This is a genomic window from Furfurilactobacillus entadae (assembly GCF_045862745.1).
Classification (GTDB): domain Bacteria; phylum Bacillota; class Bacilli; order Lactobacillales; family Lactobacillaceae; genus Furfurilactobacillus; species Furfurilactobacillus entadae.
Window position 1 is genome coordinate 90324 of sequence record NZ_BQXN01000003.1, and the last position, 23447, is coordinate 113770.

Below are 23447 nucleotides of genomic sequence, written 5' to 3' on the forward strand. Positions count from 1 at the left end.
GCGCTCTCCTACTTGCCTGACTGAGGTAACAACGTTTCAATGTCCTGGTGTGGCCGTGGGATGACGTAGTTTGAAACGACTTCCCCGTTTTCTTCTGCCGCACTTACACCGGCATCAACAGCGGCCTTAACGGCACCAACATCACCGCGAACCATCACGGTGATCAAACCCTTACCGACTTTCTCTTGGCCTACAAGCTTAACGTTTGCAGCCTTGACCATCGCATCAGCAGCTTCAATTGACGCGATTAACCCGCGTGTTTCGATTAAACCCAGTGCTTCTCTATCCATAGAACATATCCTCCTCCGGGAGATCCCGTATAAAGTAAGCTTTTACTACAGCCCTACAGTACCGAAAAAGCGTTATCATTTATTGCTATGTCTATATATTCACATATAGGCAAACTATTAAATTGTTGATATACTGTCTTATAAAGAAGTGATGTTGCTGTCATTTGGTAGCGATACCATTATCATTCTTATGGCATTTATTGAGCATATTATCGGAAAATGATCATAAAGTGGCACTTTCTTTACTTTTAGTTTTTTCTTGGAGGATAAAGCCGATGAACGAAGACCTTGCGCAGCTCCTAACAACCCAACAACTCTGTCAACTGAACCACCTGTTGACGAATTTTTCACAGGCCACCGGAAGCGTAACTGTCATCACAAGCCCTGGTGGGCAAACCATTTCAAACGTTTGTGGTTTTTCAATTTTTAATACGTTTAGTGATGATGCTGTTGGCGAAGTCGCCGTCCCACAAAACAAAACCGTTGATATTAGTGAACACTACACCATTAGTCGGTTGCCGTTGATCCTTGACGAACAGTTAATGGGCTTTGTTTGTTGCGGTTACCTAGACGTTAACCAAAGCGCCTATTCACCGTTTGGCCCCACCGGAAACTCAGCTGGTGAGCGTGCTCAAGCGTCAATCACCTTGTTGCACTCCGTCATTCAACGAGAATTAGAGGGCTACCAGTTCCAAGCAGGTGGTGCCCCAGTCCAAGTCCAAATGCCGGTCATCCACCAAGCACCCGCTCTTCACACGGTGCCTGATAAGAACAACTTCCACGCCTCACTGGCTAAGATCGACAGCATTTCAACGACAAACAAGGAAATTAGTGACGCATTAACCTTCATTGAACAGCACCTTAATCAAAACATTTCGTTAGAAGAAGTCGCCCAACGCGTTTATCTATCAAGCTTTTACTTCTCGAAACTCTTTAAAAAGTCCACAAACATGAATTTCTCCGACTACTTAGCGGCAAAGAAGATCAAGCGAGCAATGGTGCTTCTCCAAGACACCAATACCCCGGTTAACCTCATCGCCCACCAGCTGGGCTTTTCGCAGACGAGTTACTTTAGCAAAACGTTTAAACGCTACGTTAATGAAACCCCCTCAACGTTCAGAAAGTCCTTCCAATAATCCGAAAATGAAACATGACAAAAAAAGACAACTGTGACTCAGTTGTCTTTTTTTAATCGCAAAAGCACACCAGAAGAAGACCAACATTGTAATTGCATAAGAGCATAAACTTAGTTTTACATATTGAAAGGGGTTTATTACCTATGAAGAAGTTTGTTCGTTTCGCCATCGTTCTTGCCGTTGTTATCTTTGGGTTTGTTGCTGCAGGACACGTTCAGTCCGCCAGTGCTGCCACTAACAAGGCAACCATTACCTTAACGCAGGACAAAAAGCAGTTTGCTAAGAAAACAGTCACTGTTAAGAAGGGTAACAACTTACTCAGTGTCATGAAGAAGAACTTTACCGTTAAGGAAAAGGACGGCTTCATCACAAGCATCAACGGTCACAAACAGGATGACGCCCAAAAGAAATACTGGATGTTCACCGTTAACGGCAAGGAAGCCACTAAGGGTGCAAAGGACATTCAGGTGAAGAAAAACGATAAGGTGACCTTCGACCTATCCGTCACAAAATAATGCAACGCCATTTCGGTGCTAACATTGCCACCCCGCGTTACATTACGTTTATCGCCATGATGACCGCGATCTGTGTTGTGGGGCGCTATATTTTTCAATTTCTCCCCAACATCCAACCAGTAACGGACATCCTCATTTTTCTAACGATTTATTATAGCTTTGCGGTCGGTGTCTTTGTTAGCATTCTGTCGATCCTCATTTCAAACATTCTGTTAGGATTTGGTCCCTGGACCATCCCACAGATCATGGCCTACCTTGTGGTTGTTCTGGTCGTGACAGCAGCTAGTCACCTGCGGCTTGTCAACCGGTCAATTATCGTTCAGAGCGGGTTAGCCCTTCTCATGGGGTACCTGTACGGATTTACCGTTAGTCTAGGGCAGCTTCCCGTTTTGGGTGGCTGGCACCAGGTGATCGTCTATTGGCTTGGCGGGCTATCCTTTGATACCCTTCACGCTGGCGGTAACCTCGTGATTTATCTAATCTGTATGCCAGCTTTGAAGCAGACGTTTATCCGGCTTCACAATCACATTCCGGTACCCATGCGTTACCAAGATTAAGGCATCATCAGACAAAAAACGCGCCAAGTCGACTAGACTTGGCGCGTTTTTTGTCACCGTGGTTATTTCGTAAAATCAAACCCAACGTCGGCGGCCGTGTTCATGTTTGTCAAAACGGCTTGCAGGAGATCCAGCCACGGTAATAACATCACCGCGCCGGTCCCCTCGCCCACACACAACGCCAAGTTAAAGTACGGCTTCAGCTGTAAGGCTTCAAGGACGAGCTGTGAGCCACGTTCATGCGATTCATGTGACGGAATGACGTAATTGATCACCCCCGGCTTTAGTCGTTCAGCAATCAATAACGCGGCATATGAAATGAAGCCGTCGAGAACGATTGGCACCCCGAAACGGGCCGCATACAGGAGCGCGCCAGTCATCGCGCCAATTTCAAAACCACCAACGTTGGCCAATACATCAAGGGCGTCTTCATGATCAAACGACCGCTGTAAACTTGCCGTCACAACCTGCTGTTTGTGGCGCAAGCGCTGGTCTGAAATGTTCGATCCGCGGCCGACCACTGCTGCTGGATCAGCATGAAGCAGTGCCGCAATGATGGCCGCAGCCGCAGTTGTATTACCAATCCCCAGCTCACCGATGGCCAAGATATCGGCATGATGGGTCACCACCGCCGTTTGCGCTGTTTCATAACCAATGGTAATTGCCTGGATTGCTTCCGGCTTCGTCATGGCTGGACCGGTCAGTAAATCGCTGGTTCCAAAGCGAATTTTTTGGTTCAGAACCTGCGGCTCATTAATGGGCGTCATGATCCCAACGTCCACCACCGTCACGGCGCAATGCGCCGCTTGGCACATGGTGGCCACCGTCGTTTGGCCGTTGACCGTGTTGACGGCCTGTAATGCGGTCACCGCCTGTGGCGTGGCTGACACGTGTTCAGCGGCGACCCCGTGATCGGCCGCAAACACCAACAGTTCCCGGTGCGCCGTTGTCACAGTGACTTGGCGCTTAATTCCAGCCAGTTGAACCGCCAAGTCCTCCAGCCGCCCGAGGCCCCGGATCGGTTTTGCCAGTTCATCCAGTTTTTGTTGCATTTGCCGACGTGCGCTCACTGAAATTGGGGCGCAGGTCCACATTGTCTGCCAATCATCCTTTAGCATTGGCCGCTGCCTTCTTCCCGTTAAGATTACTCTGAAATTACCACCAGAACGCCCATGATACAACGCTTCAGCCCGGACTGAACTCGAAAAGATCGCAACTGAACTGTTTTTTATTATCCATAACCACCAGATTGTATCATTGCGAGCTCACATGACCGCCAATCAAACAAACCGGTTGATGTTCGTTACATCAGCCGGTTTGTTTACGTTCATTTAATTTTGTGTCACCCGACTCACCGTAAAGTGCATCTTATCCGCCATCCCTGCATTGGCATGGGTAAACGCTTCTGTAAGAGCCGTCAACTCGCCATGTAAAATGGCGGTGCCACTAAACCGGTCCATAAAGCCAATGGCCACTCCGCCAGCCTTTAGCGCCATGTCAGCCGCAATGATGACCGATTCTGCTGGTGTGATCGTCATAATTCCGATGCTATCGTGCGTGTTTTCAATGCCAAGCTTGGTGTACACATCCTCGGTTGGATTCGCGATGATGTGCGTTAACGTAATTTGCTTTCCTGGCACGTATTCTTGAATGATTCGTTTAATTTGTTTTGCATCTGCCATTAATCGTTCCCCCGCTCCATAAGCTGAAACAACCGTTGCATCCCCTGGTCGATCAGACCCACAGTTGTTTGATCCATGAGGTTCCCTTGAGAATCAAATTTTGTCCCTGCCTGTCCCACTAAAATTTCTGGGGTATCAACCAGGTGTGGGGCTAACGCTGCCGATTGTAAAATGGTGCGAACCATCAATTGCGCCCGAACCGTTCCTAACGTACCCGTGGCTGCGCCCATTAACAACAGTGGTTTTTCGTGCAGCGGATATGGCGCATATGAACACCAATCCAATGCATTTTTCAGCGCAGCGGTTGGCCCGTTGTTATATTCCGGCGTGGCGATAACCACCGCATCCGCTTGGTTCACCTGCTCAACAAGCGTCGTCACAGCCGCCGGGGTGCCGGTCGTTTGACTGGCCACAATGAACGGAAGCGCCGTCAAAACTGGCTCAATCCACGTCACCGTGGTGGCATACCGGTTCGCAATATAGCGGGTCAACGCCTTGTTATACGACTGCGTTGCGGTTCCGCCATTAAGACACACAATTGTTTTCATTGATTCGTCCTCCACACCCTTAATGTAGCAAACTCTAATGCCAAGATGTTGCCATCCTTAATCCGTTGGTTGCAGCAGCGCCCGCACCGCTTGCCGGAGCACCGCTGTGCGAACGGGTGGCACCCAGACATGGTGCCCATCCTCTTGGATCACCGCTGCCGTTTGCTGGCCCAGGGCATAAAAATCACAATCAGCAAACTGCGCGGGCCGGCGCCGCATGAGTGTTTGAAGCCGTTGATAGGCCGACGCGCTTGGCACCAGCACCTGTTGATACCGTGTTGTTCCGATGGCCGTCAGTGCCTCAGCTTCGTCTGATGCCGTCCAGCGATTTTGGTACACCGTAACCACCCGTTCGTTTGCTTGTAGCTGGTGCGCCACATGCGTCAGCGTCCCAACAAGCCAAACCACTGTTAACGCTTGGGGTAACGCCGCAACCTGCTGCGCCAAACCCTGCTGGTTTTCCGTGGGCGCCACACAAACCGTCCCCGTGTACTGCGTTTGCATCTGCTCGGCCTGCTGTTGACTGAGCACCACGATGGTTCTGGCCGCCACTTTCGGCAACCAAGCCATTAAAACGGTAAGCGCAAAGTTGCTACTAATGACCAGGACATCCGCAGTTTGCATGATCTGTTGATCACCCGGTGATAACGGCTTTTCTGTTAACGTGCGTAACGGTAAATAGACTGTTGGTTGTTGCGCCGCCAGTTCTTCCTGTTCACGTTTTGTAAAGCGTTCCTTTGGATATAACACTAACCGTGCCATTTACTCTCGCCTCACTGATTTCTTAACACCGTTTGGACGTGGCCCGCTGCTAGATCGTAGCTCGTGTAATGCCCCGCCTGAAAGTCACTGGCCCAAAAATCACGCTCCGGAAACAGCCAGTGGTCGATCACCCGCAGGACCCCTTGATGCGCAATCACCGTCACGGTTGTGGTGGCAGGTGTTTCTTCGATCAACTGAGCCACCCGTTGTTTCACACGGGTTTCAAACGTTGCAAAACTGGTTGCCGCTGGCGGCGTGTACGCAAACGGCGCATCCAGCCAGGCCTGCCATTCAGTGGGAAAGGCCGCCTCGATCTCATCAGCGGTTAGGCCCTCCCATAACCCAAATGATTTTTCATTGAACGCCGGGTCAATGATGACCGCTTGGCCTGTGTGCGCTTGAACCGCTGCTGCCGTCGTGAGCGTTCGCCGCATGGCACTACTCATTAACGTCATCGGCCCCACGTGACGCAACTTTTGTGCCAACGTTTTCGCCTGGGCAAAGCCAGTTTCCGTTAGTCCAACATCCAGCGTCCCGTAAAAACAGTGGGCAACGTTAAGCGGCGTTTCCCCATGACGTGCCACAATCAACCGCATAGTTTCACCACCAATCCCGTTTCGATCAGGATAAAAACGATTTGACTTAGACAAGCGTAGGCGCCCAGCGTGTCACCGGTAAACCCACCAAATAGCTTTGTAATGTGGTGATGGTACGCCCAGCTCACAAGCATAACACCGAGATAACTCACCAGGCCCCAGAGACCTGTCAGCCCGAAAATGGCAAGCCCAGCCACAAGCTCAGCGACAAAAATCTGCCACCCGGCGATGCCCTCCCACATTTCAGCGAGTCCACCAGAATTACCGGCATAGTGCATGCGAATAAAAAGTAACGATAATCCGGCCTTAGCAACCACTGGCAGGGCAATCATAATGCCGGTCAATTGAATAGCTGATTGATGCTGAGCCAACACCCAGCCAGCCCCAATTAAGATGATGTAGTAATACAACAAGGCTAAACTCCCCATCGTGCCCAACCGACTATCCTTCATGATGGTCTTCATGCGTTCAACAGTTCGGGCAGAAAAGAGCCCATCCGCCGTATCGGCCAACGCATCTAAGTGAAAGCCACCCGTGACCAAACCGTCACTCATCACCACGAGGGCCCAGGCAAACGCCTTGGGAAACACCAGTGTTAACAGCCAAAAGAGGCCCCCTTCCAAAAGTCCTAAGCACACACCAAACAGGGTAATGTACTGAACACCCTGACGAAACTTTTTAACGGGTTCATCAATGGCAACGTTCACGGGGATCCGGGTGAAAAATTGCGTAAATAAAATCAACGTCTGAATCATTGCTTATCTCCTCACTTCAACTGCAACGGCAGGCCACTGACCACCATCGTGACGTGGGTGGCCGCCGCCGCAATCTGCTGATTGACCTCACCGTACAGGTCTCGAAGAACCCGTGCCTGTTTGGTTGCTGGCACTAAGCTCAACCCCACTTCATTTGTGACAATAATGACTGGCCCGCTGACTGCGCTTGCCCCAGTTAAGACCTGGTGCCACTCAGCCAAGATCAAGGTGGTCAGTGCCGTCAGTTCCGTGGCTGTCAGTGCCTCGATCACCACGTCCCAGTCTGCTTCATGACTGGCCTGGGCCCGCTCTTTTATGGCATCGAAAAAGAGGTTTGTCGTCAGCATCGTGGCGTCGTCAATTAAGTAACCGTCAAACGAATTTTCAGTTAACAAGGCCCCAACGTTACGGTACTGTTCACAAGTTGCCCACGTTTTGGGGCGCCGGTCTTGATGACGTTTGATTCGGCGCGCCATTTCCGCGTCATCTTGAAACAACACCCCGGTAGCCACGTAGCCGACCCGCCGAAGCGCTGTGAGTTGGTCTTCCGCATACGCCGATTTACCACTCTTTGCGCCACCAGTTACCATTATCAGTTCTGTCATGCGTTCTCCCCCTGTTTGAGTCGGGCAATTAGCTGAACCGGCTGGCCCACTTTGGCCGCAAACTTTTCCTGTGCCGTGGCCTCAATGGCAATCAGTAAAACCGTCGCCGGCCCAGCAGACGCCGTTAATTGCGCCTCATCTTGTTGCCCGACCAGTTCCACCGTCGCGTGGTGGGTTGTCGCCATTTGCCCCAGTTCATTTTGAATGCCCTTCGACCCCACCGGCAACAGATCAGTCACCATCGGCATGGTTAGCAGGTGGCGAACGTCCTCATACGTAAAAATCTCGGCAAGGTGTGTTTTAACCGCCTCACCAACGTACGGCGTGCCCAATTGGTACACAAGCAGGTCGGTTGAATCAGTGGTGACCGGCCGCGTTTTTGCCTGCCCAATCACGGTCACACCAATGGAGCTGGTAATGGTGGTCATGTTATCTTCTGTACTGCCATTGATCGGCAAATCCGCTAATCCTGCGGTCGCCAATTCCTGCCGTAACCCGGCAATCATCCGCACCCCGGTGGGCTTCATTTCGTTACCAATCGTGTCCACAACCATCAGCGGCGTCGCACCGTAGCACATGAGTTCCAATAACGGGACCCTCAGCGAATAAGCAGCCATAATGGCCACGTCAATGGTCACCATGTCTGCTTGTTTTTCACCGATTCCTGCGCTACTATCACACGCCACAACCAACGTTGTTGTGGCCGTTAACGGTAACACCGTTAAATCTCGATAGCGCGTTGTCATTTTGTTGAACCAGCAACCGTCGCCGTTAGTGCTGCATCAAAGGCGGCAATCGTCTTATCAATGTCCGCATCCGTATGCTTCACGGACAGGAAGTTTGTTTCAAACTGTGATGGTGCGGTGTACACACCGTTAGCCAACAATTGTTTGTAGAACGTTGCAAAGAAATCCTGATTGCTTTCTTGCACATCATCAAAGTTATTGATCGGCCCTTCACTGAAGAAATAACTCCACATGGAGCCCACGTGATGGGTCACTAGCGGCACGTTTAACCGGTTGGCGCTGGCTTCAAATCCTGCCAGTAACCGTGTGACCTTGGCCCCCATGTCAACGTAGTTTTGTTCCGTCAGTTGTGACAACGTCGCGATCCCAGCCGTCATTGCCAGTGGATTCCCAGATAATGTCCCAGCGTGGTACACCGAGCCAGATGGCGTAATGTCAGACATTACGTCCTTACGACCACCAAACACCCCAACGGGAAGTCCCCCACCAACGACCTTACCTAAGGTGGTTAAGTCCGGGGTGATGCCCGTTAAGCCTTGAACACCATGCAATCCAGCTCGAAAACCGGACATCACTTCATCAAAAATCAACAGTGAGCCGTGGTCAGTGGTCACCTGCCGCAACGTTTCAAGAAAGGCCCGTGTCCCAGGGATCACCCCCATGTTACCGGCAACGGGTTCCACAATCGCACACGCGATTTCGTCCCCAAGCCGATCAAACAGGTCAGTGACAGCTGCCACGTCATTATAAGGAACCGTCAACGTGTCGTAAGCCAGTGGATCAGGCACACCAGGTGACTTCTTGATTCCAAACGTGGCCATCCCGGAACCTGCATCAACCAGCAATGAATCACTGTGACCATGGTAGTTCCCGATAAACTTCACGATCTTATCGCGCCCAGTCCACCCTCTGGCTAACCGAATGGCGCTCATCGTGGCTTCCGTCCCGGATGAGACCATCCGCATCATTTCCATGCTAGGCACTAGGTTTTGCACCATTTTAGCTAGCTGCGTTTCGAGCAACGTGGGCGCTCCGTAACTGGTTCCCCGTTCAACGGCAGCCTGTAACGCTTTCACCACGTGATCTTCTGCGTGGCCGAGCACGAGTGGCCCCCATGACAACACGTAGTCGATGTACTCATTGCCATCAATATCAACAATCTTGTCGCCCTTCGCGTGGTCAATGAACAGTGGGTCACCGCCCACCTTATTAAACGCCCGGACGGGGCTGTTGACCCCGCCAGGCATGATCTTACTGGCGGCTTTAAACGCCGCAATGGACTTATCATAAACTGGCATAGTATGTGTTTTCTCCCTTTTAAAGCTTCGCCGCAACGGTCTTAGCAAAGTACGTGATGATCAAATCGGCACCGGCCCGTTTCATTCCGACCAACGTTTCGTTCACGATTTTGTCTTCGTCGATCCACCCGTTTTTTGCAGCTGCTTTAATCATGGCATATTCGCCTGAAACATTGTAGGCCACTAATGGTAATTTTGTGTGGTCACGAACTTCACGCATGACATCCAAAAACGCCATCGCGGGCTTGACCATCACAAAGTCAGCCCCTTCATTTTCGTCACTGATAACTTCACGCATGGCGTCCAATCGGTTAGCAGGGTCCATTTGGTACGACTTCCGGTCACCAAATTGTGGTGCACTGTCGGCAGCTTCACGGAACGGGCCGTAAAAGGCAGACGCGTACTTCACTGCGTAAGACATGATCGGCACGTTGATGTAGCCGGCTTCATCCAAGCCAGCCCGAATGGCAGCCACGTACCCGTCCATGGCGTTTGATGGAGCGATGATGTCGGCACCCGCTGCCACTTGGCTCACGGCTGTTTTTGTAATGTACGTCAGTGATTCATCGTTTAACACTTCTTCACCACGCACGACACCACAGTGCCCTGTTGACGTATATTCACACAAACAGGTGTCTGCAATCACCAGTAAGTCTGGGTAGGCTGCTTTAATTAAGTGGGTTGCTTGCTGAACGATTCCGTCGTCTTCCCACGCGCCAGAGCCCACTTCATCCTTATGATCTGGAATTCCGAAAAGGATGATTGCCTGCACACCGGCAGCGACAATTTCGGCCACTTCGCTCAACACTGTGTCTAAGCCAAAGTGATAAATTCCGGGCATGGAGGAAATCTCCGTTTTTCCTGTTAACCCCGCTTCCACAAAGACGGGCATGATTAAGTCCGTTTTTGCCAAGTGATTTTCGCGAACCAAATCACGCATTGCTGGTGTCATCCGTAAACGACGGTGCCGATCAAATGTTGTCATTAGTCTTTCTCCTCCATGGCGCCTAGAGCGCCTGCCTCAATTAATGTTGTTGCTGCTTTTTGACCAAGGTGATCATCAAGTGTGCCGTCACGCTGATCCGTAAAGACCTGCGTCCCGTCAATTGACGTGATGAGCCCGTCAAAGTGATACTGATCCGTGCCCGTTTTAACGGCAAAACCACCGATGGGATTGGTACAGTCACCACCCACCGTTCGCAAAAAGTCACGTTCAATGTGCACACACGCATGTGTCTCTGGGTCATCAATGACCGCTAATCGGGATTGAACATCTGGGTCATCTGTCCGACATTCGATCGCCATTGCGCCCTGACCCACGGCTGGCAACATAAAGTCACCAACGGTCACCCGAAATAAGTCCGTCGGGTGGAGATCAAGCCGGTTCAACCCAGCTTCGGCAATCACGATGGCGTCCACTTCCCCCGTCCGAACGAGGTTGACCCGTGTTTCCACGTTTCCGCGAATCGAAACGGGTTGAAGATCTGGGCGGTAGTGTCGCAATTGGCCCATCCGCCGGCTACTCCCGGTGCCGACCCGGGTGCCACTTGGCAGCTCATCAATTCCGCTGACCTTTGTGCGCGTAATTAAACAATCATAGGGGGACTCCCGTTTCGGAATCGCACTGATCATCAGGTTTTCCGGTAACCGTGGCATGACATCCTTTAGACTATGAACCGCAAAGTCAATGTCGCCCGCCAGTAATTGCCGCTCTAATTCCTTGACGAAAATGCCCTTCCCACCAATTTTTTCCAAACTGGTTTTTCGATCAATGTCCCCCTGGGTGGTGATTTCCTTAATGGTAAACGTACACGTTGGCCATGCGGCACGTAACGCTTCGGCCACCATGGTCGTTTGGATCAACGCTAGCCGACTCCCACGCGTGCCAATCACATAATCATTTTTCATGAGTCATTTCCTTTCGTAATTGAACTGCGCGATCAAACCCAAAAATCTCACAGAAAAAGTCGAGGTGTTCCGCCGCGTTTGGTGCCGACGAGGCATCCTTGATGTGCACGATGGGTTCCTTAATCATTTGGTTCACGATGCTCTTCATGTGTTTGCTAATGACTTGACGCTCATGTTTATCCAGTTCTGGTAGTTTCCGCAGCAAACTTTCATACGCGTTACTTTCAATGGCCAGTGATGATTCCCGAAGATCACGAATGATTGGGACCACCGGTAATGCCCGCTGCCAGTCCGCAAACGCGTTCACGGCACTGGGCACCTGCATTTCCATGGCCGCTAACCACTGCTGCTTCAACTGCTCGTTTCCGGTCAGGATGGTTGCCAAATCATCCACGTTGGCATAGCGGTTTAACACAGGAACTGCCTCTGGTGCCACGTTTTGAGGCACTCCTAGGTCAACAACGATCCCCGTGGTTGAAACCGGCGCTGCCGTCACCATCGTAGCCGTGACAAGTGGCTCCGTGACGCTCGCCGCCATCACCACTGCATCCGCTTCCTGAAGGAGCTGGTTTCTGTGTGCCCATGGTTTCGCCACCACGGTCTCGCTTAGTGACGCCGCCACCTGGTGAGCCGTTTCATCCGTCCGGTTCACCACATTAACGGTGGCAAAGCCCATGGTGCTGGCGTTTCGGGCCACCTGTTGACCAATCATTCCGGCCCCAACAACCAGCAGTTTCTTGCCAGTCAACGTTCCAAAATGACGTTTGATTTCATGCAGTCCCGCCTGGCTACTGGATTGTGACAGTTCACTGACGCGGTACTCCGTGTGCATTCGCTTCGCAAACGTGGTTGCTTCCTTGAATAATTCATTAAAAATCAGTCCGGTCGTGTGCACATCTTGAGCCACCGCAAACGCTGCCTTTAGCTGCCCGAGAATTTGTGGCTCACCGGCAATCATGGAGTCCAATCCAGACGCCACCCGCATGAGGTGACTGATAGCCTCCGTCTCACTACCAATGTTTACCACATCCTCAATGGCGCTAATTTCGACGTTAAACCAGTTTGCCAAAAACCGTTTGAGGTAGTACCGCCCGGTATGTAGTTGGTCGACGACCGCATAAATTTCTGTGCGGTTACACGTCGATAAAATCACGTCTTCAAAAATGCTTTTTTCTGCTTTCAGTTCACGATCTGCCTGTCCCAGTTGGGCCGGCGAAAACGTGAACTGACCACGTTCCTGCACCGTTAAGTCACGGTAGTTTAAACTCGCGTACATGATGTACATTTACTCATCCCTCTGTTCGTAACCATTTTGCTAACCGTTGCTTGAGTTGTTTGGCGGCTCGTGGTGAATGCCCCAACGTGGAAACAGTCACCAAGTATTCTGGGGTTTTGATCTGTGCTACGTTGAAAAAATCGGACGTGTCGTGATCACTGACGTTATTGACCCACTGATCAGACGCTGCGGCGTCAACAATGGCTTGATTCAATGCGCCGTCATTTGTGGCCGCAAAAATGAGTTGAAACCCAGTCAGATCCGCTGGTTGGTACGGGCGGTTCCACCACGTTACCTGCGTGACATCAATTGTTTCAGCCAGTGTGGGACTGACCACCGTCACCGACGCGTGGGCCTGAACCAACTGGTTGATTTTACGAGCCGCGATGCGACCGCCACCAACCACCAAGACGGGGCGCTGCGCCAAGTTCAGTACGATCGGGTAGCCATCAATCATGGTCAGCCTCTGCTTCAACCGCAGAATCGGCAAGAATTTGCTCGATCGCAGCTAGATCCACGTTGTCCTTAAACAGTTGTGCCAATTTGTCGTACTGTTCATTTTTGTACTGACTAAGTGAAAATGGCGTTGCCTCTAGTGGCAGCAGCCCCTTTTGCACCCGCAATTGATCTAACTGCTGGCGCGTCCACTTGGTGTTATCAAAAATGCCGTGCAGGTAGGTGCCCCAAACGGAGCCATCCGCTGTTTGAGCACCATCCAACCGGTTCACCGCTTGACCATTATTCTGAACGATCGTTAATAACGGCGTCACCGTTGTGCCAAGGGTCGTGGTCCCCATGTGAATTTCGTAGCCCGTTACCTGCTGCTCACCACTTTGGGCAACCGCCTGGGTGGTTGTTTTCTCCCCTTGGAAGACCGTTTCGGTATCTAACAGGCCCAATCCGGCCTGTTCACTAATGGCAGACTCCACATGTTCAGGGTCACGTAACATTTTTCCCAAAATCTGGTAGCCCCCGCAAATACCAGCAATGGTGGTTCCCGCTTCATGAGCAGCATTAATTGCCGGTTCAAAGTCATCACGGCGCAGTGCCCGCAAGTCTTCGTTGGTGTTTTTACTCCCCGGAATGATCAACAAATCGGGCGTCCCGAGTGTCGCCGCCTTGGTCACATACCGCAGCGAAACGTCGGGTTGCAGTGCCAAACTGTGAAAATCCGTGAAGTTGGAAATTTTATCAAGGCAAAGCACCGCAACATCCAGGTTCTTTTGCTCATCGTACACTTGCGATTTTTCGCTCAGACCCACGCTGTCCTCTTCGTCTAGATCCACATCACTCATCGGCAAAACGCCCAAAACGGGGACCCCGGTGAGTTCTTCAATCATTTTATTCCCTGATTCAAGGAGTGATTTATCCCCACGAAACTTGTTGATGATGATGCCCTTGATTCGGTGTTGATCTTCTTTTGGCAACAATTTGATTGTCCCGTAAATGGCGGCAAACACGCCGCCTTTATCAATATCAGCGACCAGAATCACCGGCGCATGGGCGACTTTCGCCATTCCCATGTTGACCAAATCATGTTCGTTCAGGTTGATTTCGGCCGGGCTTCCTGCCCCTTCCAAAACCATCACATCGTTTTCAGCAGCCAGTGAGTTGTAAATGTCTCGCACCTTATGCCGCAACTGTGGTTTGAATTCCTGGTAGGCCCGCGCGCCCATGTCGCCATAGACCCGGCCCATGATGATCACCTGTGCATCCTGATCCGTGGAGGGCTTGAGCAAAATTGGGTTCATCCGCACATCCGGCTGGCGGCCAGCGGCTTCAGCCTGAAAGACCTGCGCCCGCCCCATTTCGGCTCCTGTTGCGGTGATAAATGAATTTAACGCCATGTTTTGGGACTTAAACGGGGCTACCCGTTGACCCCGTTGAGACAGCAAACGACATAGGCCAGCTGCGACCCAACTCTTTCCGGCATCAGACGCCGTGCCCTGAAACATAATTGCTTGTGCCACGATTATTCCTCCTGCAGTTTCGTCAGTTGCTGTGTCAAATCAGTGTCAGCAAAAAGTGCGGCTTCATTGTTGTACAGTGGCAACCCCAATCGTTGGTGAAGTTTGATCAACCACGGTTGTTCTAGTGAACACGCTTCTAAGCGTTTTTCATCTGCGAACACCGTTTTTTTATCACCTTCGCCAAGGATTGTCCCCTGCTCCAATAAGTAAAAGTAATCACCGACTTCATACATAAAGTCCATGTCATGACTCGAAATGAGAATTTTTTGACCCTGAGCGGCTAACGATTGAATGAGACTCATCATCCGTTGCTTTCCATCTGGATCAAGACCGGCTGTCGGTTCATCTAATAACAGCCACTCAGAGTGCAACACCAGGATCCCGGCAATTGCGACCCGCTTCTTCTGGCCACCACTCAGGTACTGAACTGGCCGATCCTTCAGATCATAAATGCCCAGTTGCTTCAGCACTTGCCGAACCCGTTGATTAATTTCATCTTGTGGTAACCCCAGGTTATGCAGTGCAAACGCCACATCATCCTTCACGATGCTGTAAAACAACTGCTGCTCAGAATCCTGAAACACGATCCCGACCTTTTGGCGAAGTGCATTCAAGGACTTCTTGTCATGTTGCAATGCGTCACCATCGACCGTAATCGTGCCCCCCGTCGGCTTCAAAATCCCCACGAGGTTCAAAAACAGGGTCGACTTTCCAGAACCGTTTCGGCCCAGCAAGCCAATCACGTTTTGACCAGGGCGACCAAGTGTCACACTAACATCGTGAAGGACCGGATGATCTTCATAAGCAAAATCAACATTTTTCAATTCAATCATACGTCGTTCTCCCACACACCAAAGTCCCCAGCAAACAACTTTGCGTCCAACGCATACGTCATCTTTTGGTAGTTAATAATGACCTGTTCAAACAACATCTTGGCTAAAATCCCCGCTGAGTGAATGGACAAGCGCATGTTTGCATAACCAAACCGTAACTCCTGCGCTTGATAGATCTGTTCGAAGGACTCAATAAAAATAAAAATAAAGCGATACATCAACAGCGTTTCCTCAATCAATAAAATGGGGAAATGTAACCGCTGGAACAAGACAATCAACTGTTGAAACGGCGTTGTCAGTGCCAGCCAGTAGGTGCACACAATGGCCGTCAAAATTCGGGCACTTAACCGCCCAGCAACGGGCACCATGGTCTTTGCAATGCCGAGGTAATTACCAAACATGGGAATCCCCCAGTAAACTTCATGATGATTGGGTGTCACCGTAACCACAATTCCAATAATGCTCAATGCAATGAATGGTAATAAGGCATAAAACCACTTCACATATTGGTGAACCGTAATGTGAACAACGTGAACCGTGGCCCACATGACGATTGGAAGAACAATCAGTTTTAGCCAGATAATGGGTTGAAACGCAATGACCATTCCGACTAACCACAGCAACGCTTTCCATTCCGGCCGCCAAGAAGCCAGATCATTGCGGTATGCATATTTATCAATTGTAAGCATCAAAATGCCTCAGTTCGCTGTTTTATCGTCATCCGTTTTTGCCTCGTGCTTTTGGCGTTCCACACGTTTACCGTGGGCATTTCCGATGACATACGCAATAATTCCCGTTCCCAAACTTCCTTGAAGTGTGAATAGCAGACTTTCAATTTCACCCGACGGTGGCGTCCACAATGGGTGGGCCCATGGCTTATACCCGGGATCCAGCTTCTTAATCATGGCCGTTCCCTGATCGTCACTTCCACCGAACTCGCCGCCTTTAGCAACAACAAACGGGACAACGATTAAAATGATGACCAGGATCAGCAAAATAATGTTTTGTTTCGTGCGCGATTTGTTGTTGTTGTTCATGACAGAGCACTTTCCTTCCATAAATCGTTGTTTAAGATCAGGTTGTAAATGATCACCGTCAGGAACCCTTCAGCGATGGCTAACGGAATTTGGGTGATGGCAAAAATCCCCAAGAACTTCACAACGGAACCAAAGATCCCGGTGTGCGGATCAGGGTAAACGACCCCTAGTTGAAACGACGTCGTGATGTACGTGGACCAGTCAGCCAACATGGCACATAAGAACAGTGAAACCGAACGACTAACGTTTAACTTTCGGCATAATTTCCAGACAAGAAAGCCAACAATGGGGCCGACGATCGTCATGGAGAATTCGTTCGCACCCAACGTGGTTAAGCCACCATGCGCTAACAGTAAGGCTTGGAATAAGAGCACAATCACCCCAAGAACGGCCATGACCCCAGGGCCAAACATCACGGTCCCCAGACCTACACCCGTTGGATGTGAACATGAACCCGTAACGGATGGCATTTTCAGTGATGATAGAACGAACACGAACGCCCCACACAGTGCCAGCATTACCTTGGCATTTTGTTGGCTTGAGGTCACAATGACCTTCATCCGGTACAATCCGTAAATGAAGAATGGCGCACTCACAGCAAACCAGAAGATGCACCACATTGGTGGGAGCATCCCTTCCATGATGTGCATGGCAAATGCGTCAATGTTACTGCCGAACGTAAAGTAGACGGCAAACAACACGGAAAGCACTGCCAGCCGAAGTTTCCCCTGACGATTTAACTTGCTGATCATGATGCCACGTCCTTTTTAATTAATAGCGTTGTGAAATACGTGAGTTCTTCGGTCCCGGTCATGTCCGTGAGCCGTTGAATGCTTTGATCAGCTAACGACACGTTAGTGACCAGCACCGCGTGATCCAATAAGTTCAGTTGTGATAAGAAGGTGTACACATCCGCAAAGGCCACTTTGATTTTCATGATCACAATGTTGTCATGCTGTAAAATGGCTTGCTTGAGTTTGGGAAATCCTGCCGTGGCTGGCATGATGCATAATGATTCTTCGTCACACATCAGTGGTTGGCCGACCGTGGCGGCCAACTGTGAATATGAAGCAACCCCCGCCATTAACGTGACTGGGACCCGCTCGTTTAGTAGCGTCACGATGTAAGAAACCGTGCTGTAAACCGCTGGATCACCCAGGGTCAACATCCCGACGTTGGCTCCGGCGTCAATATCCAGAACCATTTCATCAGCAATGACCGTCAGCGCAGCTGTCCGACGATCGCGATTTCGCGTCATCGGAAACAGCCGTTGTTTAATCGTGATGCCCATTGGTAAGTACGGCTGGGCAATGGATTCTGCCAAGCTCGGTTGATCATCCTTTGCAATCGGAACGTACAAAACATCCAACCGTTTTAGTGCCTTAACCACCTTAATGGTCAGCAAGTTGCTATCACCAGGACCAACACCGATCCCGTAAAACCGTCCCCGTGAATTAGTCATGTGCCACCTCCAGTGCACGCCGTGTGTGCGCGATAAATTGTTCTAAAATGACGGGCTCAGTGGCTAATCCAGTGGTGAGCGGCGTCACGTGAATGCCGGCCGCAGTTAACTGAGACCGCCATGACGCAGGCATTTCGCCGAGCATATCTTCGGCAACGTGGTGCCCAGCGACCATCATGAACGGCCGTAACGTCACCGTTGTCACGTGGTCCCGTTTTAGTGCATTAATGACTTGTTCCAAGCCTGGATAACTTTCCACTGCACCCATGTACGTTTTCGTTGTCTGCAACATGTGATCTAAACACGCATACGCCGTAAACGCCTGGTGCTCCGTCCCGTGGCCCATCATGACCACGCCGCTCGTTGGTTCACCATCATCACTCAGCTGTCCTAACCAGTTGGTAACCACTTGGTAATCCGCAAACGAGGTTAGCAATGGTTCCCCCACAACGACCCGAGAAAATGACGGTTCCAGTGGTGCAAGGGCCTGCTTTAACTGCTCAAATTCAATGCCAGGAATCACATGAAGTGACTGGACGACGAGGTCCGTGACGCCCGCTTCATGGAGCTTCACCACGGCATCACGTACATCGTCCAGCTGAATCCCCGTTTGTTCGAACACCCGACGGCGAACGATGGTTGATGTAAAGGCGTGGGCGATTACCCGCTCAGGAAACGCCTTATGATAGGCCGCCGTTGTCGCCGTCACTAACGCCTCGCGGGCCGTTGAAACGGTCGTTCCAAAGCTAACCAGTAGTAATCCCGCTGTCATCCTGACACCTCCTCCATTAATTTGTCGACTAGTGCAGATGATGATGAAATGGCCTGCACGTTTGTAAAGCCCGCGGCGGCGACTGTTTCAGCTAACTGCTCGCCAAAAACGTACGTTGGTAGACCAAATAATTCTGCCTGCTGAACGGTCGTTGTTGCGGCAAGTAGCGCGCGCAGTGACCGGCGGCTCGTAATGACCACCCCGTCAAACGTTTCAACGGCGACACTCAACAACCGTGGCATGTGATCTCGACACGTGACGATGACCTGCTTTGCTGCGGCAATTTCCTTCACCGCCTGTTGTTCACCAACGACCCAGTCGGCCGCTGTAATGGCCGCTAAACTGATGACTCCATCCACAATCACCCCAACGGCCGTTTGCAACCGCGTGGCGAGAAGTGTTGACGTCGCAACCAGTTGCCAACCGGCTAACGCACGAAGATCATGGCCACTGGCCACTAATTGTGCCAACAACTGTTCAGCACTGCGAACACTTGTAAAGACCAAACGACCGGCATTTCGCCAATCTGGAAGCGTTGCGTCAACTGGAACAGTCTGCGGCATGTGATAATGACCAACACTGACCCCCGCATCCGTTAATTGATGGCCTAACTGCGCCTCCGCCGTTGTTGGAATCAGCAGGTGCCGCCCTGCCAATGGCAGGCGTGGCTGCAATGTTTCCGCTAAGTTAACAACTTCACCCACGACAATGAGGGCCGGTGAACCTAAGCCCTGTTCAGCCACCACCGTTTCAATCGTTGCTAACGTCCCAACACCGGTTTGTTGCCGCCACTGACTGGCCCACTGGACCACCGCAACGGGTGTGGTTTCAGCACGGCCATTTTTAATCAGTTCGGCTGTGATCGTTGGTAATTGTGCGACCCCCATCAAAAAGATCAGGGTTCCATCAAGCTTGGCCAGCACCGGCCAGTTCAACGGCTGCCCGGTTTGCTGGTGCGCAGTGATCACGTGAAAACTCGTGGCCACGCCGCGGTGCGTCACCGGAATGCCGGCGGCCGCTAACCCCGCGATGGCACTGGTCAACCCAGGCACCACTTCGCAGTCAACGCCGCGGGCCAACAGATACTGCGCTTCCTCACCACCACGACCAAACACGTAGGGGTCACCAGCTTTTAACCGAACCACTTGATGGCCGGCCAGCGCTTGTTCCACCAATAGATCGTTAATTTCCGTTTGGCTAATGTGGGCTTCGTACGGCCGCTTTCCGACGTCAATTAACGTGGCCGTTGCGGCAACAATCGTCAGTAGGTCTGGATCAACCAAATGATCGTAAACGACCACATCTGCCTCAGCCAATCGCCGTTGGCCAAGGACCGTTAAATACCCCACATTGCCGGGCCCGGCGCCCAGTAACGTTACTCGTCCTGCCATGCGTGTTCCCCCTTTAAGAAATCAGTTAACGCTGCGACATCCGCAACACTTGCTGGATAGGCTAGCGTTGGTGCCTCAATAATCAGAACCGTCAAGTTCAACTGTTGTGCGGCGGCGACCTTTTCACTCATCCCGCCACGGTCGCCACTATTCTTCGTTACCAAAATTTTTGCGGCCGCGCGTTCAAACAACGCAACGTTTAATTCAGTGCTAAACGGCCCACAAAGTGCGTCAATTTGATGTGCCGAAAATCCTGCCGTCGTGAGCTTTTCAAGCACACTTGCCGTGGGTAGCACCCTGACCTGTAACCGGTCAACGCCTAACGCGGTCGCGTAATCAGCGGCCGTTTTACTGCCTGTTGATAGATAAACATTCCCATCATGGGCGGCTAAGTACGCTAAAGCTTCGGCCTGCGACGTCACCGTCACAATGTGGTCACCGGTCAACTGTGGGTGGGTTCGTTCGTATCTGACGTACGCTACGGCCGTTTGGGCGGCAATCGTCATGGCCAGTTGAGAGATCACCTGGGCAAACGGATGGGACGCGTCAATGATCACCGTGATGTGGTGGTCTTTGATAAACGTCGTCAACGTTTCCGGGGTAAACATGGTTTCAACCACCGTTTGTGCATGTTGGTGCGCCAGCGTATTGCCGTAACCGGTGGTGACCGACAGCATAAACGGAATGTGTTGTGCCGTGAGCATGTCGGCCACGACAAGACTCTCCGACGTCCCCCCGATCAACAAAATCATAGTGAATAGCCCCGCGGTGTGACCATCCGGCCCTGGTCAACAAAGGTGTTTTTGTTTCCGATAATGACAATGGTGGTCATGTTAATATCTTCTTCGTCGAGTTCACCGATTGTTGTAATGTGCTCGATTTCCTTTGGCCGGGCAACGTCTTTTCCGTAACCCACGATTGTGTCCGCTGACTTATACTTCAGCACGATGTCTAATGCTTGTCGCAAGTTGTCTGGGCGCCCCTTACTCCGGGGGTTATACAGACAGATAACGAAATCCGCTGAAGCGGCGGCGTCGACCCGTTGCGTAATGACGGACCATGGTGTCATCAAATCACTCAGACTAATGTGGCAAAAGTCATTCATTAACGGCGCCCCAAGTGCGGCAGCCGCAGCGATACTTGCTGTCACACCAGGAATCACCTTAACGTCCAGTTGCCGTTTTTGACTGGCTAACATTTCCATGATGAGCCCGGCCATTCCGTAAATACCGGCGTCACCGCTTGAGATTAAGGCAACATCAGTTCCATCAGCGGCTAGTTCGATCGCTTTTTCACACCGTTCCACTTCACCGCGCATCCCGGTCGAAACGATCTGCTTATCAGCTAACATGTCCTTCACTAAGCGCATGTACGTGGCGTAGCCCACGATGATGGGGCAGTGTTCAATAATTTGAATGGCCTCCGTCGTCATAACGCGTTTGTCACCAGGTCCTAGTCCCACAATGTATAACATTTAGTTTTCCTCATCTTTCCATGGTTGTTGTCGGCTCAAGGCCAACGTGATTTCGTGTGCTGCAAACCGTTCTCCGCTCACCGGCACACCACTTGCAATTTCTGCGGCTGGCTCTGCCACCGCACCAACGCCCACCGTCTTAGTCACAAATGATGACTGCGGGTAGTGATTAGCAACGGTTTGTAAGGTGGCAGCAGAATAAAACGTTACCGGAACGTTCAGCGTTTCCGCCAGGTAGTGGATCCCTGCTTCATGCGCCTTTTTCTCAATGGAGGCCAGCTGTGCGATCGACCGCCATGCTAAATGCTGTTCCTGACAAAATTCAGTCAGGGCCGCTTGCATCATGCCCACCGTAACGTCCTTGCGGCAGCCGATGCCTAACACATTGACCCGGGGGATCAGTTGTGTGGCATCCACCAGTTTTGGCAAGTCCGTTCGGTCGGAAATAACGACGAGTGGCACCCCATCTGGTCGTGCCGCGAGCTCATCCACCACGGTAAAGCCCGTCAATGCTGGGTGGTGTGGTCGATAAACGGGGTCGATCCATAACGCTACTGGTTGCCGGGCTGCTAGTCGCCCGTTGATCCGTTTTGTCGTGGCCTTAAACTCTGCGTACCAGCCGTGATACTTCCGGGCTAACACATCGAGCGCCTGAACGCCCTCCGTGTCCGTTGCCGTTGTGATCACGGGGTCACTGGCTAACGCCTCCGCAAGGCGAACCGTCCAGTCGTTTGCCCCACCCATGTGCCCAGCCAAGAGACTGATGACATGGTGAGCTTGCTCATCAACCACTAACACCGCCGGATCACTTAATTTATCCTGTAACAGTGGTGCTAGTTGCCGAACCACAATGCCTGTTGCCATCACACAAATGACACAGTCATACTGCCCAAAGGCCGTGGCAAACGCTGACCGGAAGCCACCCGTTTTAAACGTCACTGCCGCGGAAGCCGCCGCAAATTTTTCCGGCAAAATCAGCGTTACATCGGCTGCTAACGTCGTGTGGATCCGTTCTGCCAACGTGCACCCCGTTGCCGTCAGTGCGAGGACTCCGACCTTAGTTTTGGTCATCGCTAATTTGCTTTTTCCGGTACATGTGGCTGAAGTTTGCGTCGTACAGCCGTGAGTAATGGTATTGCTCACCCAAGAATTCACCCACCATAATGAGGGCTGTCCGCCGAATTCCTGCTTCATGAACCTTCACCGCAATGTCAGCCAACGTCCCGGAAACAGACTGTTCATCTGGCCACGTGGCTTTATAGATCACCGTTGCTGGCGTCGTTTCTGGATACCCACCGGCAAGTAACTCCTTGACGACCTTTTGAATCCCCTGAACGGAAAGGAAAATCACCATCGATGTTTGGTGCTCGGCAAGAGCTCGAAGTGACTCTTTATCTGGCACCGGTGTCCGACCAGCCATCCGCGTGATGATGACGCTTTGGGACACTTCGGGAACCGTGTATTCCACACCAAGTGATGATGCAGCGCCCAAAAACGAACTCACACCCGGAATGCAATCAAAACCGACGTCCTGTTTCTTAAGTTCCTCAACCTGTTCACGAATGGAGCCATAAATGGAAAAGTCCCCCGTTTGTAACCGAACCACGTCTTTACCTGCCCGAACCCCGAGCACCATTTGCTCAATGATTTCTTCTAAAGTCATCTCCGCGCTGTTAAACAACGTTGCGTCTGGCTTACAGTAATCCAGAAGTTCCAGGTTGATCAGTGATCCCGCATAGATCACAACGTCGGCTGCGGCGAGCTTCCGGTACCCCTTCAATGTGATCAAGTCCTTGTCGCCAGGGCCAGCTCCGATAAACGTTACAACTGCCAT

General features: G+C 51.4%; 29 protein-coding genes. 3 read left to right on the forward strand and 26 right to left on the reverse strand.

Annotated features, from left to right (window positions below):
• Positions 1-8: 8 nt before the first annotated feature.
• Complete coding sequence (locus tag ACKTR5_RS02345; RefSeq protein ID WP_407878859.1) at positions 9-290, reverse strand: BMC domain-containing protein; 282 nt, start codon at positions 288-290, stop codon at positions 9-11.
• Between the two features lie 275 nt (positions 291-565).
• Between ACKTR5_RS02345 and ACKTR5_RS02350 the strand changes: the two genes are divergently transcribed.
• The 3 genes from ACKTR5_RS02350 to ACKTR5_RS02360 all read left to right on the forward strand — a co-directional run bounded on the left by ACKTR5_RS02350 (position 566) and on the right by ACKTR5_RS02360 (position 2498).
• Positions 566-1426: a helix-turn-helix domain-containing protein gene (locus tag ACKTR5_RS02350; protein ID WP_407878861.1), complete on the forward strand. Its 861-nt coding sequence runs from the start codon at positions 566-568 to the stop codon at positions 1424-1426.
• A gap of 143 nt (positions 1427-1569) precedes the next feature.
• The gene (locus ACKTR5_RS02355) at positions 1570-1941 is read left to right on the forward strand and encodes a DUF4430 domain-containing protein (protein WP_407878863.1); all 372 of its coding nucleotides are present in this window, start codon (positions 1570-1572) and stop codon (positions 1939-1941) included.
• Positions 1941-2498 carry an ECF transporter S component gene (locus ACKTR5_RS02360; protein ID WP_407878865.1) on the forward strand — a complete coding sequence of 186 codons (558 nt, stop codon included), beginning with the start codon at positions 1941-1943 and terminating at the stop codon, positions 2496-2498. Before ACKTR5_RS02355 ends, ACKTR5_RS02360 begins: the two co-directional genes overlap by 1 nt.
• Positions 2499-2560: 62 nt before the next feature.
• Here the strand turns inward: ACKTR5_RS02360 and cobT are convergent, their stop codons facing one another.
• From cobT to ACKTR5_RS02485, 25 genes are all read right to left on the reverse strand, one after another.
• Complete coding sequence (gene cobT / locus ACKTR5_RS02365) at positions 2561-3616, reverse strand: nicotinate-nucleotide--dimethylbenzimidazole phosphoribosyltransferase (RefSeq protein ID WP_407878866.1); 1056 nt, start codon at positions 3614-3616, stop codon at positions 2561-2563.
• Positions 3617-3829: 213 nt separating this feature from the next.
• A complete protein-coding gene (locus tag ACKTR5_RS02370) occupies positions 3830-4180 on the reverse strand; it encodes a BMC domain-containing protein (RefSeq protein ID WP_407878867.1) in 351 nt (116 codons plus the stop codon).
• Positions 4180-4728, reverse strand: coding sequence for an NADPH-dependent FMN reductase (locus ACKTR5_RS02375; RefSeq protein ID WP_407878868.1), 549 nt, complete (start codon positions 4726-4728; stop codon positions 4180-4182). The genes ACKTR5_RS02370 and ACKTR5_RS02375 overlap by 1 nt, the downstream gene beginning before the upstream one ends.
• A 57-nt stretch (positions 4729-4785) precedes the next feature.
• Positions 4786-5490, reverse strand: coding sequence for a uroporphyrinogen-III synthase (locus tag ACKTR5_RS02380; protein WP_407878869.1), 705 nt, complete (start codon positions 5488-5490; stop codon positions 4786-4788).
• Between the two features lie 11 nt (positions 5491-5501).
• Positions 5502-6086, reverse strand: a complete 585-nt coding sequence (locus ACKTR5_RS02385; protein ID WP_407878871.1) for a histidine phosphatase family protein — start codon at positions 6084-6086, stop codon at positions 5502-5504.
• Entirely contained in the window at positions 6077-6841 is a 765-nt protein-coding gene (gene cobS, locus ACKTR5_RS02390) for an adenosylcobinamide-GDP ribazoletransferase (RefSeq protein WP_407878872.1), read from the reverse strand. Before cobS ends, ACKTR5_RS02385 begins: the two co-directional genes overlap by 10 nt.
• An 11-nt stretch (positions 6842-6852) precedes the next feature.
• Positions 6853-7446 (reverse strand): bifunctional adenosylcobinamide kinase/adenosylcobinamide-phosphate guanylyltransferase, encoded by a 594-nt coding sequence (locus tag ACKTR5_RS02395; protein WP_407878873.1) that lies wholly within the window; start codon positions 7444-7446, stop codon positions 6853-6855.
• Positions 7443-8192, reverse strand: coding sequence for a hypothetical protein (locus ACKTR5_RS02400; protein ID WP_407878875.1), 750 nt, complete (start codon positions 8190-8192; stop codon positions 7443-7445). Before ACKTR5_RS02400 ends, ACKTR5_RS02395 begins: the two co-directional genes overlap by 4 nt.
• On the reverse strand, positions 8189-9490 hold the full coding sequence (gene hemL / locus ACKTR5_RS02405; RefSeq protein WP_407878877.1) for a glutamate-1-semialdehyde 2,1-aminomutase: 1302 nt from the start codon (positions 9488-9490) through the stop codon (positions 8189-8191). Before hemL ends, ACKTR5_RS02400 begins: the two co-directional genes overlap by 4 nt.
• A 19-nt stretch (positions 9491-9509) precedes the next feature.
• A complete protein-coding gene (gene hemB, locus ACKTR5_RS02410; RefSeq protein ID WP_407878879.1) occupies positions 9510-10475 on the reverse strand; it encodes a porphobilinogen synthase in 966 nt (321 codons plus the stop codon).
• Positions 10475-11398, reverse strand: coding sequence for a hydroxymethylbilane synthase (gene hemC / locus ACKTR5_RS02415; RefSeq protein WP_407878881.1), 924 nt, complete (start codon positions 11396-11398; stop codon positions 10475-10477). Before hemC ends, hemB begins: the two co-directional genes overlap by 1 nt.
• The gene (hemA, locus tag ACKTR5_RS02420) at positions 11388-12683 is read right to left on the reverse strand and encodes a glutamyl-tRNA reductase (protein ID WP_407878883.1); all 1296 of its coding nucleotides are present in this window, start codon (positions 12681-12683) and stop codon (positions 11388-11390) included. The genes hemC and hemA overlap by 11 nt, the downstream gene beginning before the upstream one ends.
• Positions 12684-12687: 4 nt before the next feature.
• Positions 12688-13131 carry a precorrin-2 dehydrogenase/sirohydrochlorin ferrochelatase family protein gene (locus ACKTR5_RS02425; protein WP_407878885.1) on the reverse strand — a complete coding sequence of 148 codons (444 nt, stop codon included), beginning with the start codon at positions 13129-13131 and terminating at the stop codon, positions 12688-12690.
• Positions 13124-14647 carry a cobyric acid synthase gene (locus ACKTR5_RS02430; protein WP_407878948.1) on the reverse strand — a complete coding sequence of 508 codons (1524 nt, stop codon included), beginning with the start codon at positions 14645-14647 and terminating at the stop codon, positions 13124-13126. The genes ACKTR5_RS02425 and ACKTR5_RS02430 overlap by 8 nt, the downstream gene beginning before the upstream one ends.
• A complete protein-coding gene (locus tag ACKTR5_RS02435; RefSeq protein ID WP_407878887.1) occupies positions 14647-15477 on the reverse strand; it encodes an energy-coupling factor ABC transporter ATP-binding protein in 831 nt (276 codons plus the stop codon). The genes ACKTR5_RS02430 and ACKTR5_RS02435 overlap by 1 nt, the downstream gene beginning before the upstream one ends.
• Positions 15474-16166, reverse strand: coding sequence for a cobalt ECF transporter T component CbiQ (cbiQ, locus tag ACKTR5_RS02440; RefSeq protein ID WP_407878888.1), 693 nt, complete (start codon positions 16164-16166; stop codon positions 15474-15476). The genes ACKTR5_RS02435 and cbiQ overlap by 4 nt, the downstream gene beginning before the upstream one ends.
• A 9-nt stretch (positions 16167-16175) precedes the next feature.
• Positions 16176-16514 (reverse strand): energy-coupling factor ABC transporter substrate-binding protein, encoded by a 339-nt coding sequence (locus tag ACKTR5_RS02445; protein ID WP_407878889.1) that lies wholly within the window; start codon positions 16512-16514, stop codon positions 16176-16178.
• Positions 16511-17266, reverse strand: coding sequence for an energy-coupling factor ABC transporter permease (locus ACKTR5_RS02450; protein WP_407878890.1), 756 nt, complete (start codon positions 17264-17266; stop codon positions 16511-16513). The genes ACKTR5_RS02445 and ACKTR5_RS02450 overlap by 4 nt, the downstream gene beginning before the upstream one ends.
• A complete protein-coding gene (cobI, locus tag ACKTR5_RS02455) occupies positions 17263-17976 on the reverse strand; it encodes a precorrin-2 C(20)-methyltransferase (RefSeq protein WP_407878891.1) in 714 nt (237 codons plus the stop codon). The genes ACKTR5_RS02450 and cobI overlap by 4 nt, the downstream gene beginning before the upstream one ends.
• A complete protein-coding gene (locus ACKTR5_RS02460; RefSeq protein WP_407878892.1) occupies positions 17969-18748 on the reverse strand; it encodes a sirohydrochlorin cobaltochelatase in 780 nt (259 codons plus the stop codon). The genes cobI and ACKTR5_RS02460 overlap by 8 nt, the downstream gene beginning before the upstream one ends.
• The gene (gene cobA / locus ACKTR5_RS02465) at positions 18745-20139 is read right to left on the reverse strand and encodes a uroporphyrinogen-III C-methyltransferase (protein WP_407878894.1); all 1395 of its coding nucleotides are present in this window, start codon (positions 20137-20139) and stop codon (positions 18745-18747) included. The genes ACKTR5_RS02460 and cobA overlap by 4 nt, the downstream gene beginning before the upstream one ends.
• Positions 20124-20891, reverse strand: coding sequence for a precorrin-6A reductase (gene cobK, locus ACKTR5_RS02470; protein ID WP_407878895.1), 768 nt, complete (start codon positions 20889-20891; stop codon positions 20124-20126). The genes cobA and cobK overlap by 16 nt, the downstream gene beginning before the upstream one ends.
• Complete coding sequence (cobJ, locus tag ACKTR5_RS02475) at positions 20888-21613, reverse strand: precorrin-3B C(17)-methyltransferase (RefSeq protein ID WP_407878896.1); 726 nt, start codon at positions 21611-21613, stop codon at positions 20888-20890. The genes cobK and cobJ overlap by 4 nt, the downstream gene beginning before the upstream one ends.
• Positions 21614-22684, reverse strand: coding sequence for a cobalt-precorrin 5A hydrolase (locus ACKTR5_RS02480; protein WP_407878897.1), 1071 nt, complete (start codon positions 22682-22684; stop codon positions 21614-21616).
• Positions 22671-23447, reverse strand: coding sequence for a cobalt-precorrin-4 methyltransferase (locus ACKTR5_RS02485; RefSeq protein ID WP_407878899.1), 777 nt, complete (start codon positions 23445-23447; stop codon positions 22671-22673). The genes ACKTR5_RS02480 and ACKTR5_RS02485 overlap by 14 nt, the downstream gene beginning before the upstream one ends.